General features: G+C 60.3%; 15 protein-coding genes. 10 read left to right on the forward strand and 5 right to left on the reverse strand.

Annotated features, from left to right (window positions below; translation table 11 throughout):
* Positions 1 to 45: 45 nt before the first annotated feature.
* From arsC to ACN0RV_RS11600, 3 genes are all read left to right on the forward strand, one after another.
* Positions 46 to 396: an arsenate reductase (glutaredoxin) gene (arsC, locus tag ACN0RV_RS11590; protein ID WP_417347753.1), complete on the forward strand. Its 351-nt coding sequence runs from the start codon at positions 46 to 48 to the stop codon at positions 394 to 396.
* A gap of 1 nt (position 397) precedes the next feature.
* Positions 398 to 775, forward strand: coding sequence for a DUF2069 domain-containing protein (locus ACN0RV_RS11595; RefSeq protein ID WP_417347754.1), 378 nt, complete (start codon positions 398 to 400; stop codon positions 773 to 775).
* A gap of 64 nt (positions 776 to 839) precedes the next feature.
* Positions 840 to 2,732: a PKD domain-containing protein gene (locus tag ACN0RV_RS11600; RefSeq protein ID WP_417347755.1), complete on the forward strand. Its 1,893-nt coding sequence runs from the start codon at positions 840 to 842 to the stop codon at positions 2,730 to 2,732.
* A 140-nt stretch (positions 2,733 to 2,872) separates the two neighbouring features.
* Here ACN0RV_RS11600 and hda read toward each other — a convergent pair whose 3' ends face one another.
* The 4 genes from hda to upp form a co-directional block, all read right to left on the reverse strand.
* Positions 2,873 to 3,580, reverse strand: a complete 708-nt coding sequence (gene hda, locus ACN0RV_RS11605; protein ID WP_417347756.1) for a DnaA inactivator Hda — start codon at positions 3,578 to 3,580, stop codon at positions 2,873 to 2,875.
* 66 nt (positions 3,581 to 3,646) lie between these two features.
* Positions 3,647 to 4,717: a DUF2066 domain-containing protein gene (locus tag ACN0RV_RS11610; protein WP_417347757.1), complete on the reverse strand. Its 1,071-nt coding sequence runs from the start codon at positions 4,715 to 4,717 to the stop codon at positions 3,647 to 3,649.
* 187 nt (positions 4,718 to 4,904) lie between these two features.
* The gene (locus ACN0RV_RS11615) at positions 4,905 to 6,167 is read right to left on the reverse strand and encodes a uracil-xanthine permease family protein (RefSeq protein WP_051215811.1); all 1,263 of its coding nucleotides are present in this window, start codon (positions 6,165 to 6,167) and stop codon (positions 4,905 to 4,907) included.
* Between the two features lie 134 nt (positions 6,168 to 6,301).
* The gene (gene upp, locus ACN0RV_RS11620; RefSeq protein ID WP_028108110.1) at positions 6,302 to 6,928 is read right to left on the reverse strand and encodes a uracil phosphoribosyltransferase; all 627 of its coding nucleotides are present in this window, start codon (positions 6,926 to 6,928) and stop codon (positions 6,302 to 6,304) included.
* A 260-nt stretch (positions 6,929 to 7,188) separates the two neighbouring features.
* Between upp and purM the strand changes: the two genes are divergently transcribed.
* From purM to ACN0RV_RS11655, 7 genes are all read left to right on the forward strand, one after another.
* Positions 7,189 to 8,226, forward strand: a complete 1,038-nt coding sequence (purM, locus tag ACN0RV_RS11625; RefSeq protein ID WP_417347758.1) for a phosphoribosylformylglycinamidine cyclo-ligase — start codon at positions 7,189 to 7,191, stop codon at positions 8,224 to 8,226.
* Between the two features lies 1 nt (position 8,227).
* The gene (purN, locus tag ACN0RV_RS11630; RefSeq protein WP_417347759.1) at positions 8,228 to 8,878 is read left to right on the forward strand and encodes a phosphoribosylglycinamide formyltransferase; all 651 of its coding nucleotides are present in this window, start codon (positions 8,228 to 8,230) and stop codon (positions 8,876 to 8,878) included.
* Between the two features lie 7 nt (positions 8,879 to 8,885).
* Positions 8,886 to 9,644: an HAD-IIA family hydrolase gene (locus ACN0RV_RS11635; protein WP_417347760.1), complete on the forward strand. Its 759-nt coding sequence runs from the start codon at positions 8,886 to 8,888 to the stop codon at positions 9,642 to 9,644.
* Positions 9,645 to 9,816: 172 nt separating this feature from the next.
* Entirely contained in the window at positions 9,817 to 11,406 is a 1,590-nt protein-coding gene (locus ACN0RV_RS11640; protein WP_417347761.1) for a M28 family metallopeptidase, read from the forward strand.
* Between the two features lie 47 nt (positions 11,407 to 11,453).
* Positions 11,454 to 12,194, forward strand: coding sequence for a sporulation protein (locus tag ACN0RV_RS11645; protein ID WP_417347762.1), 741 nt, complete (start codon positions 11,454 to 11,456; stop codon positions 12,192 to 12,194).
* A 136-nt stretch (positions 12,195 to 12,330) separates the two neighbouring features.
* Positions 12,331 to 13,995: an asparagine synthase B gene (gene asnB / locus ACN0RV_RS11650; protein ID WP_417347763.1), complete on the forward strand. Its 1,665-nt coding sequence runs from the start codon at positions 12,331 to 12,333 to the stop codon at positions 13,993 to 13,995.
* Positions 13,996 to 14,225: 230 nt separating this feature from the next.
* Positions 14,226 to 15,746 (forward strand): EAL domain-containing protein, encoded by a 1,521-nt coding sequence (locus ACN0RV_RS11655; protein ID WP_417347764.1) that lies wholly within the window; start codon positions 14,226 to 14,228, stop codon positions 15,744 to 15,746.
* Positions 15,747 to 15,826: 80 nt separating this feature from the next.
* Here ACN0RV_RS11655 and ACN0RV_RS11660 read toward each other — a convergent pair whose 3' ends face one another.
* Entirely contained in the window at positions 15,827 to 17,011 is a 1,185-nt protein-coding gene (locus ACN0RV_RS11660) for an alginate export family protein (RefSeq protein ID WP_417347765.1), read from the reverse strand.
* Positions 17,012 to 17,024: the final 13 nt, after the last annotated feature.

Here is a 17,024-nt window from a genome sequence, read left to right on the forward strand (position 1 = left end):
AGAATGACCCAATAATGAGATCATGATCACAGGAAGTTCATTACCATGACCCAAACTATCCGCATCTGGCACAACCCCCGCTGTTCCAAGAGCCGCCAAACCCTGGCTTTATTGGAGGAGCAGGGGGTCACCCCAGAGGTATATGAATACCTGAAGCAGGCGCCTTCCGAAGCGGAGCTTCGCCAGGTCCTCGACATGCTGGGCCTGGCCCCCCGCCAGCTGATGCGCACCAAGGAAGCTGAATACAAGGAGCAGAACCTGGCCGATGCTGGCGATGACGCCCTGGTCGCCGCCATGCTCAGCACCCCCAAGCTGATTGAGCGCCCCATTGTGGTCCACGGCGATCGTGCCGCCATAGGCCGTCCCCCGGAACAGGTGCTGGAGATCCTCAAATAAGATGGTGAACAGCAGCGAAAACCTGGGCCGCTTCGCCCTGGGTAGCTACCTCAGTTGCTTGATCTACATTCCCCTCTGGCAGCTGTGGCTGGTCCCCGGGAGCGGCTACTCCCTGGGCTTCAGCCTGATTATGCTGGTGCCCCTGTTTCTGCCCCTTGCCGGGATGCTCAAAGGCAAACCCTACACCCATGCCTGGTCAGGCTTCATCGCCTGTCTCTATCTGGTGGCCAGCCTGACTCAGTTGTGGGTAGCCAGAGAGGCATTCTGGTGGCCAACCCTGGCCACCATACTGCTGTTGAGCTGGCTGCTGGCCAGCAGTTTTTACGCCCGCAGCCGCGGCAGAGAACTGGGGCTGGGACTGAAGAAAAAGAAGCAATAACCGAGTAGGGTCACCGAGGCCATTGGCGCCGAGGTGAACCCTTAACCCCTATGGGAGAGAGCCTATGAAGAAGCACTGGATTGCCCTGTCCGCCTTATGCCTGCTCACCGCCTGTGGCGGAGGAGGCGGGGGCGCCTCTCCTGATCCCACGCCACTTCCCCCCTCGTCACAGCTGCAACTGAACCTGAGTCCGGCAGCAGACGGCAGTGTTGCCCTGGTGGCCACCGTCGATGGCGTACCCAGCCGGGACCTCAGCTTCCAGTGGAGCCAGCTCTCTGGCCCGGCGGTCAACATCGCCAACCCCCGTTCGCCCATGGCGGCCTTCGACGCCCCACAGGCTACGCTCTACGAGTTTCAGCTGACCATAACCGACACCCAGGGCAACGTACTCCTTGCCCCCGTGGACATCAGCACCACAGAACCGGTAGCGGCGACGCGCATCCGAGGTGACCAAGTGGCACCGTCTGGCGGGCGCGTCTCCATGCGCCTCGGTCGCAGCGGCGATCGCAGCCAGCCACTGCAGAACATCAGCTGGCAGCAACGCTCTGGCCCTGGCATCCGTGACATGGACAACAGCGACCCTGAACTGCTGACCTTTACCGCCCCTGTGGTCAACCAGGATACCCTGATTACTGTCAGCGCCAGCGCCAGTGACAATGGCCAGAGTGTCAGCGACAACGCCTACGTGCTGGTCACCGCCGAACCCACTCCCGTCTCAGGCGCCCTGTTTGACTCTCCCCTGACCAGGGTGATGGCCTGGGATTCGGACTCTCCCTGGGCCGATGCTCTGGGACGCTGCGTCTACTCCACCCAGCTGGCCTCCTCCTCTCCCTGCAGCATAGACACCCTGCCGCTGCTAGGTCAGAGCCACCCCAACCCCACGGTGGATCAGGTGATGGAGCGGGTGGTGGTCTCTCACCCCTGGATGGGCGAGGCCTTCAAGAGCTTCCTGGAGCAACGCGATACCCATGGCGACTTCCGTCGCTTGCTGGGTGCGGTCACCGCAGTGGTCATCAGCTCCGATGTACGCCCCTCCTTCTACTGGGTCGCCACCGGCGCCATCTATCTGGACCCGTCGGATCTGTGGCAATCTCCCTGGCAGATGGCCACCATCAATGAAGATCCGGATTTTCGCAGCGGCTTCGGCAGCGAACTCAACTTCCTCACCCCCTGGCGCTATGTGAAAGGCAACAGCTATGCCAGCGTCTACTACCCGCCCTATCTGGAAGTGAGCCGCAGCCTGGGTGCCCTGGAACCTGATCTGGCCAGCCTGCTCTATCACGAGCTGGCCCACGCCAACGACTTCTTCCCCAGCAGTACCTGGGACAGCATCAGTGCCTCCACCCTGTTGCAGGCCTTCTATCAGCGCAGCGAACAAAATGCCCTGATCTCCGACCACCTCATCCGGGACCTGCCACTGCAGAGCAGCGAGATGAAGGCACTGGCCGACGTGCAATTCAGAGGCAGCACGGCCACCACTGTGCAAAAGAGCTATCAGCCCGATGACATCACCGCCTTCTTCTCCGGAGACCGCGCCAACGATGACTACAGCTACTCCACCTCCAGAGAGGATCTGGCCATGCTGTTTGAAGAAGCGATGATGATGCACAGGTATGAGATCCGCCGGGATGTGGCGGTCACCGATCTGCCGGAGCAGGTTACCGCCTCCAGCATCACCGTCGACTGGGGCCAGCGGGGTCGCATCGGCGAAACCTCGATTCTGCCCAGACTGGATCTGGTGCTCACCGAGTTGATGCCTTCGTTAAATGCCAATGCGGTGATCTCCGGGCTGCCCAGTCCCACCCCGATGCGCAGCGGCGAAAGCTGGGCCCAGAACCTAACCCTGGAGAGCGCCACCGCAGCTCCCCGGGTTCAGGCCATGCCCTCTCTGCTCTCTCCCAAGGAGGGGCACCACCGCCACCCAGGCAGGGCACCGGACTGGAAAGTGGCGCATTAGAGCGCCAACCCGATGACATAAACATCACCGGCGAGAGCCCCTGTTCACGGACAAGACAGTTCAGCGGTGTGTTTCGGGTACTCAATCGAGAAAAGGCCGCAGATGCGGCCTTTTCTTATGTTGCTGACTCGGTCGACTCCCTAGAGATGCAGAGTCTCCTTGACGAAGGGGATGGTCAGTCGGCGCTGAGCCTGCATGGAGGCTTTGTCCAGCCTGTCCAGCACATCAAACAGGGTGCGCAGATCCCGGGCCAGCCTGGTGAGCATAAAGCGACCCACATCCTCGGGCAACTCCAGCCCCCTCGCCTTGGCCCGGCGCTGCAAAGCCGTCAGCTTCTCCTCATCGGTCAGCGACTGCACCTGGTAGTGCACCCCCCAGTTCAGCCGGGAAACCAGATCCGGCAGCAGGAAGCCAGCCTGTCCGGCGGGGCAGCTGGCAGAGACAATCAGCTTGCAGTCACCGCGCTCATTGATCCTGTTATAGAGATCAAACACCGCTTCCTCCCAGAAGGGGTTTCGAGCCAGCTGGTCAATATCATCCAGGCAAATGAGGGAGAGGTCTTCCAGACCTTCGAGCACAGCAGGAGACATACTGGCGTGGATGCCCAGGGGGAGATAGAACGCCTGGCGCTCCAGCTCTCTGGCGTGGGCACAGGCGGCATGCAGCAGATGGGTACGGCCGGATTTGGCCTGTCCCCAAAGGTAGGTAACGGTCTCCCCTTTGCCCTCGGCCACCTGACGAATCGCCTCCAGTAACTGCTGGTTGGCCGCCGGGTAGTAACTGCCGAAGGTCTCATCGTCCGGCAGATGTACAGGCAGGGAGAGCTGAATGGGTGAATTCGATTGCACTAGGGATTTACAGCTCCAGTCCGCAAGATGGCGTCATTGTAGCACGGGCTCACGCCCGTCCCAATTTCACTGGTTGCCGATCCAACGATATCGGGTCTGAGTGACCATTTCATCGTCAGAGACCAGAGTTTCCACCCTGGGCTCCAGCTCCAGAATCTGCGCCAGGGCGTCGGCTGACCCCACCAGTTCCACGGCAAAGCTCACCTGACGATCCTGCAAGCTGGTCACCTGGAGACTGGAGATGGCACTGAGGCCACGAAGATAGCGCTCGACGGCAACCAACTCGGACATGCTGCCCTGAATCTCGAACACCAGCTGCTTCTGGGCCTCCTCTTCGCTGGCCACTGTGGCGTAGCGACGAGCGTAGTATCCGGCTAACTCCTGCTGGAGCGCCATCAAACCCTGCTCCAGTCCCTCGGCCTGACCGCTCTTTTGCATCACGCTGCGACGCACACTGCCAAAACCATAACGGTCTTCCTGGCTGGCCTGCTGATAGGGGTAGAGGGCCAGGGTGTAATACCAGGCGTCTGCGCCGGGCCAGATCCGGGCCAGCATAAAGAAGTCCGCCTGGTAACGCTCACTGGCCTCAGCCACCGGATCCACAAAAAAGCCCCAGACGTCATTGAGGCCAACCCGGATGGCGTCCTCAAGATCCATCAACGGCAGCGACAGGGGCAGACCGCGTAACTCTGACTGCTCTCGCCAGGCCTCCAGCATCTCGGCATCCAGCTGTTCAGACATCAACTGCCGCTCTCCCTGCTCATCCTCCAGGGCAACCCACCCCAGGGTCAGAGGCCTCTGCTTACCCCACACCGGCAGTTGTCGCTGCTGCATCTCTTCCACAAGCAGCGAGCCATCGAACTGGATGGTCAGGGTCAGGGGATCGCCGCCATAGCCAAAGCTAGAAACAAAACGGGTGGGATTGCCCAGCATCCCCTTCATGCGAGGGTCCTCGGCAATGGCCGCATCGCCGGTCAACCGGACCAGGGTCTGAATCAGGGCATCGGGAATCTTCTGCTGGCGCTCGGCACGCTCACGCCCTTCCACCTGAACCTGGGCCTGATAGAGGTTTGCCACCTCCACCGCCATAGCGGAAGTACAGAACAGCAGAGGCAGTAAAAAAGCGAGTCTTTTCACGAAGATTCCTGAGGGTCAATATCAATGGCCAGAGTGTATCACAGAGGCAGGGAAGTTGAATGACCGCCTCCCTGCTCCACAGGAAAACAGAAAATGAACACCTGATGCAGGGAAAATGAACACCGGATGACTGATAGAAAAAAAAGAGGACTCAGGGAGTCCTCTTCCTCGTTAGATGGGCTGGCTATCAGGCCTCATCTTCATGGCCAAAGTTCTTTGGCAATACCAGGTTCAGCAGGATGGCCACCACGGCGCACAGGGCGATGCCCTGCAGGGTGAATTCCCCCATCTTAATGGTCATACCGCCGATGCCGAACACCAGGGTCACCGCCACAATCACCAGGTTGCGGGGCTCGGACACGTCCACCTTGTTGTTGATCATGGAGCTCATGCCCACTGCGGCAATGGAGCCGAACAGCAGGATCATGATGCCACCCATCACCACAGTGGGCACCGTGGCCAGGATGGCACCGAACTTACCCACCATGGCCAACAGGATGGCGCTTACCGCCGCCCAGGTCATCACCTTGGGATCGTAGTTGCGAGTAAGCATCACCGCGCCGGTCACCTCAGAGTAGGTGGTGTTTGGTGGTCCACCCAGACTGGCAGCGGCCATGGTCGCAACACCATCACCCAGAAGGGTACGGTGCAGGCCCGGCTTCTTCACGTAGTTTTTGCCAGTCACATTGCTGATGGCCAGCATGTCACCGATGTGCTCCACCGCCGGGGCAATGGCCACAGGGATCAGGAACAGGATCGCCTCCCAGTGGAAGCTCGGCGCAGTGAAATCCGGAATGGCAAACCAGGGTGCGGCAGCCACGCCGCTGAAGTCGATGATGCCGGCAAACCAGGAGAGGCTGTACCCCACCACCACCGCAGACAGAATCGGCAGCAAACGCAGCATCCCCTTGCCCATCACCGCCACAACCAGGGCAGTAATCAGGGTAGGCAGAGCGATGGACAGCGCCAGGCCTGTCTCATAGGCCTGATTGTCCCCTTGCATCCCCAGGGCCATATTCACCGCCACAGGCGCCAGAGTCAGACCAATCACCATGATCACCGGACCCACGACGACCGGAGGCAGCAACTTGTTGATCGCTTCCATGCCACCGGCACGGGCCACCTGAGACAGCACCACATACACCACGCCAGCCGCCATCAGGCCGCCCATGGTGGCGGAGACGCCCCACTGGGCCACGCCATAGGAGATGGGGGCAATGAAGGCAAAGGAGGAGGCCAGGAATACGGGAACAGAACGCTTGGTCACCAGTTGGAACAACAGGGTGCCCACACCCGCGGTGAACAGGGCAACGTTGACATTCAGACCGGTAAGGAGGGGAACCAGAACCAGGGCACCAAAGGCCACGAAAAGCATCTGGGTACCGGCGACCACCTGTCGCCAGGTTGCCGGGACAGGCGCAGCCCCGGCCGTAACAGCTTGCTGCTGCATGTTAACCTCGTTGTTATTTATCGTAATTATGTGATCGGCATCTGGGTGCCGATGTAGGGTCGAAAGCGTGAGCCTGGGCTCTCCCGGCTTTCACGGGATTCAAAAAAACGGCGCCGATGGCGCCGTCTCTGAAATCACTTGGTTCCGAAGATCTTGTCCCCGGCGTCACCCAGTCCCGGGAGAATGTAGCCCTTGTCGTTGAGGCACTCATCCACGGAAGCGGTGAACAGTTCGATATCCGGGTGAGCCTCCTCCAGAGCCTTCAGGCCCTCGGGAGCCGCGACCAGAACCAGAACCTTGATGCTGGTACAACCGCGCTTCTTCAGCAGGTCCAGAGTAGAGATCATGGAACCACCGGTGGCCAGCATCGGATCCACAACCAGAGCGATACGCTCATCAATGTTGGACACCAGCTTCTCAAAGTAAGGTACTGGCTCCAGGGTCTCTTCATCACGGTAGATGCCCACAACGGACACCTTGGCAGCGGGGATGTGCTCCAGAACACCATCCATCATGCCCAGGCCTGCACGCAGGATAGGCACCACGGTCACTTTCTTACCCTTAATCTGGTTAACGGTGATGGGACCGTTCCAGCCATCGATCTCCACAGACTCGGTCTCAAAATCGGAGGTCGCTTCGTAGGTCAGCAGAGCGGCAACCTCTTTTGCCAGCTCACGGAAGCGCTTAGTGCTGACATCAGCTTCACGCATCAAGCCCAGTTTATGTTGAATCAGCGGGTGCTTGACCTCAGTGACTTTCATCTTATTCTCCGAATGGTAGGCTACAGGTAAACAGCGGAATCATAGCGTGAATCCCCACCCTTGGGAAGAGAGTGTGCTGCCCACCACCCCATGACGGGAGACAGATCACACCACAAACGGCCAAGTGAAGAGTTTTCAACCGGTTTACGCCTGGTGAACCGCCATCACAGAGAAAAACTTGGGCACACAGTGTGCAACTGGTAAAATGCGCGCCAGAACATCAACACTATAAAAATCCCTACAAAAACAACGAGGCCTCTGTGAACAAAGCCGATTCCCTCAGCTACAAAGACGCCGGTGTCGACATCGATGCCGGTAACGCCCTGGTAGACAACATCAAGTCTGCGGTAAAGCGTACCCACCGCCCGGAAGTGCGCGGCGGCCTGGGCGGCTTTGGCGCCCTGTGCGCTCTGCCCGAGAAATATAAGAAGCCCCTTCTGGTCTCCGGCACCGATGGCGTAGGCACCAAGCTGCGCCTGGCCATGGACTTCAACGGTCATGGCACCGTAGGTGTGGATCTGGTGGCCATGTGCGTCAACGACCTGATTGTGCAGGGTGCCGAGCCCCTGTTCTTCCTGGATTACTACGCCACCGGCAAGCTCTCCGTCGACACCGCCACCCAGGTGGTTTCCGGCATCGCCGACGGTTGTGAGCAGGCAGGCTGCGCCCTCATCGGTGGTGAGACCGCCGAGATGCCCGGCATGTACGAAGGGGAAGATTACGACCTGGCCGGTTTCTGCGTTGGCGTGGTTGAAGAGTCCGACGTGATCGACGGCACTCAGGTAGCCCCGGGTGACGCCCTGATCGCCCTGGGCTCCAGCGGCCCACACTCCAACGGCTACTCCCTGATCCGTAAGGTGCTGGAGCGGGTGGACAACCCTCAGGAGCAGACCATCGACGGTCAGCCTCTGATTCAGACCCTGCTGGCCCCGACCCGCATCTACGTCAAGCCAGTGCTTAAACTGCTGGAGCAGCACAAGGTCCACGCCATCTCCCACATTACCGGTGGTGGTTTCTGGGAAAACATTCCCCGGGTACTGCCTGACGACGCCCAGGCGGTGATCGATGGCAACTCCTGGCAGTGGCCAGAAGTGTTCAACTGGCTGCAGCAGGTGGGCAACATCGATCAGCACGAGATGTACCGTACCTTCAACTGTGGCGTAGGCCTGGTGATCGCCCTGCCTCAATCCGAAGCCGAGGCTGCTGTGGCCCTGCTGAAGAGTGAAGGGGAAAACGCCTGGCTGCTGGGCAACATCGATGCCCGTGCCGATGACCAACCCCAGGTGGTGATCGCTTAAGATGGCACAGCAGACCCGAATCGTCGTTGTCATCTCCGGCAGCGGCAGCAACCTCCAGGCGATCATCGATGCCTGCGCCGAAGGTCTGGTTCCCGGCCAGATCGTCGGCGTCATCAGCAATAAGGGCGAGGCCTATGGCCTCACCCGCGCTGCCAACGCTGGCATCGAAGGGATCACCCTGCCCGCCGAGAAGGGGGAAAGCCGGGAGTCCTACGACGCGCGCCTGGCCGCCAAACTGGATGCGCTGAATGCGGACCTGGTGGTGCTGGCAGGCTTTATGAGAATTCTGAGCCCAGCTCTGGTGCAGAAGTTTGCAGGGAAGATGCTTAACATCCACCCCTCCCTGCTGCCCAAGTACACAGGTCTCAACACCCACCAGCGAGCCCTGGACGCCGGAGACAGCGAGCACGGCTGCTCCGTCCACTTCGTCACCGAGGAGCTCGACGGAGGGCCGGTAATCCTCCAGGCCAAGGTGCCGGTGTTCGTAGAGGACACCATAGAGGCGCTGACTCAAAGGGTGCATACCCAGGAGCACCGCATCTATCCTTTGGTGGTCAAATGGTTTTGTGAGGGACGCCTGGCCATGAACGACCAGGGTGCCCTTCTGGATGGTCAACTGTTGCCCGAACAGGGGTACGCCAGCGAGGAGTGAGCCATACATGGCGACTGAGTTAAAGAGCGTTATCTGTGATATCGACGGCGTGCTGATGCACGACAACCAGCTGATCCCCGGCGCCGATCGCTTTATCAAGCGACTGCAGGAGCAGGGAAACCCGCTGGTACTACTCACCAACAATCCGGCCCAGACCGCCAAGGATCTGGCCAACCGCCTGGCAAACTCAGGCATCCACCTGCCGGATTCAGCGTTCTATACCTCCGCCATGGCCACCGCTCACTTCCTCAGGCACCAGTGTGGCAACAAGGCTTATGTCATCGGTGAGGGAGCCCTGACCCACGAGCTGTATCAGGCGGGTTTTACCATCACCGACATCGACCCCGACTTTGTGGTGGTGGGTGAGACCCGCTCCTTCAACTGGGACATGATCCACCGTGCCGCCAACTTTGTGGCCAACGGTGCCCGCTTTATTGCCACCAACCCGGACACCCACGGGCCCTCCTACAGCCCGGCCTGTTCCGCCCTGTGTGCCCCCATAGAAAGAATCACCGGCAAGACCCCCTTCTATGTGGGCAAACCCTCCTCCTGGATCGTCCGCAGCGCCCTGGATCACCTGGGCAGCCACTCTGGCGATACGGTGATTGTGGGTGACAACATGAACACCGACATCAAAGCCGGCGTTCAGGCAGGGCTGGAAAGCATTCTGGTGCTGTCCGGCGTCACCGGCATCGAGGAGCTAGAGGTGTACCCCTTCAGACCCACCCACATCTTCCCCTGCGTCGCCGAGATTGACGTGGTGTGAGTCCATACACCATCCCCAAGAGGCGGCCACCTGGCCGCCTTTTTTAATCGGTTTTACTGTCACCTCGCCAAACAGAATTCCTTACAAATCACCCTTGTCGGCACAGGCAACTGAGGCGATGATAGGCTCGGACCAACTGAACAGCAGATTCAGTAATTAAGAAGGAAGAAAGATGAAATTAACCCTACTGGCGCCAGCCCTGCTGGTACTGGGCGCCTGCAGCCAGATCCCGGCCCAGCACACCGGCATCGACGAAACCCGGTTCCGCGCCGACATCAAGGAGCTGGCCTCCGATCGCTATCAGGGCCGTCAGCCGACGACAGAGGGGGAGACCCTGACCCTGGCCTACCTGGAAAAGCAGTTTCGCGCCATGGGCCTGGAGCCCGGCAATGGCGACTCCTACCTCCAGCCGGTCCCCATGGTCACCTACACCACAGAACCGGGTACCCAGCTGAGCCTGGGCGGCGAGCCGCTCTCCTTGCCGGAACAGGCGGTGCTCAACAGCTTCCATGATCGTCCCTCCCAGACCCTGTCCAACAGCGACATCGTCTTCGTTGGTTACGGCATCGATGCCCCCGAGTATGGCTGGAACGATTACCAGGGGCTGGACGTCACCGGAAAAACCGTGCTGATCCTGGTGAACGACCCGGGCTTTGCCACAGGCGACCCCGACCACTTCAAGGGCAGCACCATGACCTACTATGGCCGCTGGGATTACAAGTTCGCCGAGGCGGGCCGCAAGGGCGCCGCCGCCGCGCTGATCATCCACGACACCGAGCCAGCCTCCTACCCCTGGTCCGTCGTGGCCAACAGCTGGACCGGCCCGCAACTGGACCTGGCCGGCAGCGCCGACCCCCACCCGATGATGGAGGGATGGATTCAGAAAGAGGTGGCCCAGAAACTGCTGGCGGCGGAAGGCAAGAACCTGGAGACGCTGATGGCCCGGGCGGCCCAGACGCCAGTTAACCTGTCGCTGAATGCCCGCGCCGACGCCAGGCTGAATCAGAAGGTGGAATACGCCACCAGTCATAACGTGGTGGCCAAGCTGACCGGCAGTGAGCGTCCCGACGAGGTGGTGAGCTACACGGCCCACTGGGACCACATCGGTACCGATGGCGAGGAGATCTACAACGGTGCCCTGGACAACGCCACCGGCGTGGCCGGCATTCTGGAGATCGCCCGCCAGTTCGTCTCCGCGCCCAAGCCTCCCATGCGCACCGTGCAGTTTATCGCGGTCACAGGAGAGGAGCAGGGACTGTTGGGCTCACGCTACTACGTGGCCAACCCCACCGAATCTCTGAAGAAGACCGCCGGGGTGTTCAATCTGGACTCCACCAACGTCTATGGTGCGGTTAAGGAGTTCACCGTTATCGGCCTGGGACAGTCCCAGCTGGACGATTACCTCGGTGAGGCAGCGGCGGGTCAGCAGCGTACGCTGGCGCCGGAGCGCTACCCTGAAGCCGGCGGCTTCTTCCGCTCCGACCATTTCTCCTTTGTAAAGGAGGGAGTACCTGCGGTGTTTGCCGGGGGCGGCTCCACCCCCAAGAGCGAGGCTCTGGCTGAGTACCGCTCCAACATGCGCGAAGAGATGAAAGGATGCTATCACAACACCTGTGATATCTACCGGGAACACTGGAACCTCTCCGGCGCCGTGGAAGACATTGAGGTGTTCTACCGGGCCGGCAACGCCCTGGCCAACAGCGACCATTGGCCCGGATTCAACCAGGGCAGCGAGTTCCACTCTCTGCGCCCGGCAGGTTAACCAGGGCCGCCAATGACGGTGGCCAACAGAACGATTGAGGAACAACCATGCTTAAGAAACTGCTGGCGTCCGTAGGTATCGGCGCCGCCAAGGTGGACACCCAGCTGCATCAGGATGTGATGATGCCCGGTCACCCCTTCTCCGCCACCATAGTGATCAAAGGCGGCGACGTAGACCAGGAGATCTCTGGGCTGTCTCTGACTCTGGTGACCGAAGCCAAGGCAGAGGTGGACGACTCCACCGTCTACCAGCATGTGGCTCTGGAAAGCTGGCGCCTGAGCGAAAAGATGACCATCGAAGCGGGCCAGACCTATGAGCTGCCCTTCGAGGCCGTGCTTCACCCGGAAACCCCCATCACCACGGTCGGCGGCCGCCGCAACCAGAGCAAGGTGTGGCTGCAGACCGGACTCGAGGTGGATCTGGCCATCGATCCCTCCGACCGGGACATGCTGGCCGTGGCCCCCACCCCGGCGATGGAAACCCTGTTGGCCGCCATGGAGCAGGCCGGCTATCAGCTGCATAAAGCGGACGTCGAGCGCGGCCACCTCAACGGCGCCGGCTTCAGCTCCCAAAGTGGCGCGTACCAGGAGCTGGAATTTGTCCCCGACGGCATGAACCTGTTCGGTGTGCGCGAAGTGGAGGTCTCCTTCGTCCCCCAGGGCAACCGCATGAATGCCCTGATAGAAGTGGACCGAGCCTTCCGTGGCGACAGCTACAAGAGCCTGAGCTGGGACGATGGCACCTCCCTGCCCACCCTGCTGGAACAGCTGAAGCGCACCATCGGCTGAGTCTTAATGGCCGCGCCGACCGGCGCGGCCGATTATCAATTCATTTACAGTGACTATACATGCAGTTGGCAAACGCGCCAAAGAGTGGCAATGTGGTCTGAGTCTGACCCTGTACCCACCACGGAGTGAACCAACAATGTGCAGTATCTTTGGTATCCTGGACCTGAAAACTCCAGCCTCCGAATTGCGTACCCTGGCACTGAGCCAGTCAAAAAAGATGCGTCATCGCGGCCCCGACTGGTCCGGAATCTACTGCGATGACCAGGCGATCCTGGTCCATGAGCGACTGGCCATCGTCGACATCGATAACGGTGCCCAGCCCCTCTACAGCAAAGAGGGTGATCTGGTGCTGGCGGTCAATGGCGAGATCTACAACCACAGAGAGCTGCGCCAGGAGCTGGAAGCGGAATATGAATTTCTGACCGGTTCCGACTGTGAGGTGATCCTCGCCCTGTATCGCAAGTACGGCGAACAGTTTCTCGATCGCCTCAACGGCATCTTTGCCTTCGTACTGTGGGACAAGGCCAAGCAACGCTACCTCATCGGTCGGGACCACATCGGCATCATCCCCCTCTACACTGGGTTCGACGCCTCAGGCAACTTCTACGTGGCCTCCGAGATGAAAGCCCTGGTGCCTCAATGTCGCCAGATAGAGGAGTTCCTTCCCGGGCGCTATCAGGCAAGCTGGCAGGAGGAGCCGGTGACCTACTACCAGCGCGACTGGCAACAGCACAGTGCCGTGGCAGACAACCCGGCGGACAGCGCCACTCTGCGCCAGGCTCTGGAAGAGGCGGTGAAGCGCCAGCTGATGTCGGACGTACCCTACGGCGTCCTGCTCTCCGGCGGTCTGGATTCCTCCATCACCTCGGCCCTGGCAAAGAAATACGCCGCCCGCCGCATCGAAGAGGATGAGGCCAGCCCCGCCTGGTGGCCACAGTTGCACTCCTTCGCCGTCGGCCTCGAGGGATCGCCGGACCTGGCCGCTGCCGCCGAGGTGGCCGCCCACATCGGTACCGTTCATCACCAGGTCACCTTTACCATTCAGGAGGGGATTGACGCCCTGACCGACGTCATCTACCACCTGGAGACCTACGACGTCACCACCATCCGCGCCTCCACCCCCATGTACCTGATGGCCAGAAAGATCAAAGCCATGGGGATCAAGATGGTGCTCTCAGGTGAAGGGGCCGACGAACTGTTCGGCGGCTACCTCTACTTCCATAAGGCCCCCAGTGCCCAGGCCTTTCACGAAGAGTTGGTGCGCAAGATCCACAAACTGCACCAGTTCGACTGCCTGCGGGCCAACAAGGCGATGGCCGCCTGGGGCATCGAAGCCCGGGTGCCCTTCCTGGACAAGGAGTTTGTGGATGTGGCGATGCGCCAGAACCCCACCACCAAGACCATTACCGGTGGGCGCATTGAGAAACAGATTCTGCGGGAGGCCTTTGCCCACTATCTGCCGGAGTCCGTCGCCTGGCGTCAGAAGGAGCAGTTCAGTGACGGTGTCGGCTACTCCTGGATCGACACCCTCAAGGAGCACGCCGAAGCCCAGGTGAGCGACCAGGATCTGCAAAACGCCCACTTCCGCTTCCCGGTCAACACCCCGGACACCAAAGAGGGGTATTTCTACCGTACCCTGTTCGAGCAGCATTTCCCCGGCGAGGCCTCTGCCCGCTGTGTACCCGGCGGCAAGTCCGTCGCCTGCTCTACCCCCGAGGCCCTGGCCTGGGACAAGAGCTTTTCCGCCATGGCCGACCCTTCAGGTCGCGCCGTTGCCAATGTACATAAAGACGCTTACTAGTCACTTGGGGGCTTCGGCCCCCTTTTTTTTTCTCCCGCCAGGTCGACGATCCCCCCGAATTCCTCCGTTCAACGCAAAATTTTTATTAACCAACATTTCAATACCTTGCCCGAAATACGCGCGCAAACGCCCGCGCTTCCCGGGTTCGGCGGTTTAAAGGAAGCCGGGATTTTGCTACATTTTTGTCACTTTTTGGGATCTCACCAGTTTCTGCCTGTGCCAGGACCATAATGATTCAAATAAGATGGCAGCTCGGACGCTACATTCGTCATGGATGGCGATGGTTTATTCTGATTCAGTTGATCTGTCTGCTGGGGGTGGCCATGGCGGGCAGCCTCGCCCTAAGCGAACGGCTGAATGATCGGGCAGAGGAGGTGGTCGTGGCCACCGACAGCTTCCTGAATCGCGGCATTGACGCCCTGACCACCCTGGGCCATGAGCTGGCTCCCGGCGCCTGTGACGCCACTGCAGAATTTCGACTCACCGAAGCGGCCATCCACTCCGATGTATTCGACCACTTTGCCTATCTCAGCAACGAGGGAGGCTACTGCCGCAGTGCCACCAATCCACTCTATCCGGTTCAGGTTGGTCAGCTGATCTCGACCCATCCAGGGCCCCTGTGGCTCTCCTTCGATGACAGCACCCTGACCCCCTACCAACTGTTCGTGCTGGAACAGGCTCCGGGGCGCTACCTTATTGGCGTAGCCAAATCCTCCCACCTGCTGGATCGGTTGGTGACCCCCAGGGACAGGAACTTCATCAGGCGCCTCCAGATTCAGGTGGACCAGCGGCTGTTCTACACCAGGGATAACCTGACTCAGGTGCCCTGGCTCAGCCTGCAAACCAGCCTGGCCCAGGGTAAAGTCAGGGTGCAGATGATGGCCCTGCTGTTCAGCGGCGATCACTGGCGCCGCTGGCTTACCTACAGCCTGCCCCTCTCCCTGGCCCTGGGCGTACTCCTGCCGGTACTGATGATTCGGCGCCGCAGCCATCAGGGCGTCTTGGTGGATGATCTGACCATGGCGCTGCGCCGCGGCGAGATTGGCCCGGTGTTCCAGCCCATAGTCCACGGCGGCAATGGCCGGGTAAAGGGGTTCGAGATGATGGCCCGCTGGACCCACCCGACCCTGGGAATGATCACCCCAGACACCTTCATTCCGATGATGGAGCAGCACGGTCTGCTGGACAGGCTGCTGCTCTCCCTGGCGGACCAGGCCCGTGGCAAGCTGCCCAGCACCGCCTACCTGAGCATCAACCTCTCAGGAGAGCAGCTCACCCAGGGGCTTAGGGATCCGCTGAGCTTCCTGCTGGAGATCTGTCACCGTCTGGGAATAGGCCCGGACAGGCTGATGGTGGAGATCACCGAGCGTCACGCCCTGGATTATGACTGCCCGCAACTGCAGGAAACCCTGGCCATCTTGCGTCACGCCGGCTTCAAACTGGCTTTCGATGACTTCGGTACCGGCCACAACGGCATCGCCTGCCTGCGCACCTTCTCGCCGGATGTGATCAAGATAGACAAGAGCTATGTGCACACCGTCAGCGGCGAAGCGATCCAGAAGCCAGTACTGGATGCCATCATCCAGTTGGCCCGCAAGATGAAGGTGGAGGTGATCGCCGAGGGCGTGGAGACCGACGCCCAACGTCTTTTCCTGCTGGAGCGAGGCGTGACCAGTATGCAGGGCTACCTGTTTGGAAGGCCGACCCACTGGCATGACAGCTGCCCTCAGCCCCAGCCAGCCATCGCCTGAGGCGTCATTGAGACAGATAAAAAAAGGAGGACTCATTCGAGTCCTCCTTCACTTTGTGCTCCATTACAGGGGCAGGATGTTTAGAAACTGGCGCTGGCCCATACCCACAGCTTGTCGGTGTCCACCTTGATGTCACCGGCATCGTACATGGCGTACTTCACACCCAGGGTGTAGTTCTTGGCCACCTTGGTGGTGTAGCTCAGGTCGATTTCGCTACCGAAGTCGTCACCGGCTACGCTTTCGTCGGCGCTGAAGTCGTGATAAACAGCAGCGAATTTGCCGCCCAGAGCCTTACCGGATACGCCGGCGTACAGATCAACCAGACCGGCATCCGGGGTAGTCAGGAACATGTCGGCCCAGCCGTTGAACTTGTGCAGGGTCGCCAGAGGAGTGGCGAAGCCGTACTGGCCGTTGTCGGAACCCAGAACCTCGTAGCCCAGCTTGGCAGTCACGCCGCCGAAGGTGGCGGCACCCTCGATCAGGTAGTAATCCGCCTCGAAGTCGTTGGCCTTGTTTTCCTGAGTGGCGTACTCCAGCTGATATTTAACAGGAGTGTTGGCCAGCTTGGCGCCACCGGCGAAGCGAACACCATAGGTGTCGATGCCGTTGGTGGTGTTGTTATCCACTTCCAGCAGGTAGGCGTAGGCGCTCAGCTTGCCGAAGCCAGTCTTGTAGCCAACGTTGATCAGGTGGTCCTTGGAATCCACGTCCTTCTCTTCGGCGAAGATACGGTTACGCTGGTTGATGTAGACGTAGTTCAGGGACAGGTCCTTGGCAGGGGTCAGCAACAGGTTGACCGCATCGAAGGTCTGGCGGTCCTGACGCCAGCCAACGTGGCCAACGAAACGGTGGTTGTCCATGGTCACAACCTGACGACCCAGGGTACCCTTGAACATGCCGCGCTGATAACGCAGGAAAGCCTGATCCAGCTCGGTGGTGTTAGGATCGGCGATGACGGAGTAGTCGGGATTGTTGCCAATCTTGTCGTTGTAGTCGTTGATGCCGAAGGCATCGCGGGAGTCTTCAAACTCAACCAGAGCAGACAGCCCCTGGTAAGCAGCGGTCTCCAGAGTCAGGCGAGTGCGCAGGGTCAGGGCGTCGGCGTCTTTCAGAGCGTTGTCCTGGCTGACATTTTCGTAGCGCAGACGGGCATCCAGCTTAACGGAGCCTTCAGCAACCGCGTCGGCGATGGACGCGGGCTCGGCTGCCACGGCGGCAGAGGAAAGGGCCAGGGCAGTTACGGTGGCCAGGTAGCGTAGTTTCATTGTCGTCTCCTGT

The sequence above is a fragment of the Ferrimonas sp. genome, assembly GCF_048263965.1.
In the GTDB taxonomy this organism is placed as follows: domain Bacteria; phylum Pseudomonadota; class Gammaproteobacteria; order Enterobacterales; family Shewanellaceae; genus Ferrimonas.

Excerpts from the sequence above, each read along its gene's own strand:
- purN (WP_417347759.1), top strand. The coding sequence starts at position 8,228 with ATGGCACAGCAGACCCGAATCGTCGTTGTCATCTCCGGCAGCGGCAGC.
- ACN0RV_RS11645 (WP_417347762.1), top strand. The coding sequence starts at position 11,454 with ATGCTTAAGAAACTGCTGGCGTCCGTAGGTATCGGCGCCGCCAAGGTG.
- ACN0RV_RS11640 (WP_417347761.1), top strand. The coding sequence starts at position 9,817 with ATGAAATTAACCCTACTGGCGCCAGCCCTGCTGGTACTGGGCGCCTGC.
- ACN0RV_RS11595 (WP_417347754.1), top strand. The coding sequence starts at position 398 with ATGGTGAACAGCAGCGAAAACCTGGGCCGCTTCGCCCTGGGTAGCTAC.
- arsC (WP_417347753.1), top strand. The coding sequence starts at position 46 with ATGACCCAAACTATCCGCATCTGGCACAACCCCCGCTGTTCCAAGAGC.
- ACN0RV_RS11600 (WP_417347755.1), top strand. The coding sequence starts at position 840 with ATGAAGAAGCACTGGATTGCCCTGTCCGCCTTATGCCTGCTCACCGCC.
- upp (WP_028108110.1), bottom strand. The coding sequence starts at position 6,928 with ATGAAAGTCACTGAGGTCAAGCACCCGCTGATTCAACATAAACTGGGC.
- ACN0RV_RS11660 (WP_417347765.1), bottom strand. The coding sequence starts at position 17,011 with ATGAAACTACGCTACCTGGCCACCGTAACTGCCCTGGCCCTTTCCTCT.
- ACN0RV_RS11655 (WP_417347764.1), top strand. The coding sequence starts at position 14,226 with ATGATTCAAATAAGATGGCAGCTCGGACGCTACATTCGTCATGGATGG.
- asnB (WP_417347763.1), top strand. The coding sequence starts at position 12,331 with ATGTGCAGTATCTTTGGTATCCTGGACCTGAAAACTCCAGCCTCCGAA.
- ACN0RV_RS11635 (WP_417347760.1), top strand. The coding sequence starts at position 8,886 with ATGGCGACTGAGTTAAAGAGCGTTATCTGTGATATCGACGGCGTGCTG.
- ACN0RV_RS11615 (WP_051215811.1), bottom strand. The coding sequence starts at position 6,167 with ATGCAGCAGCAAGCTGTTACGGCCGGGGCTGCGCCTGTCCCGGCAACC.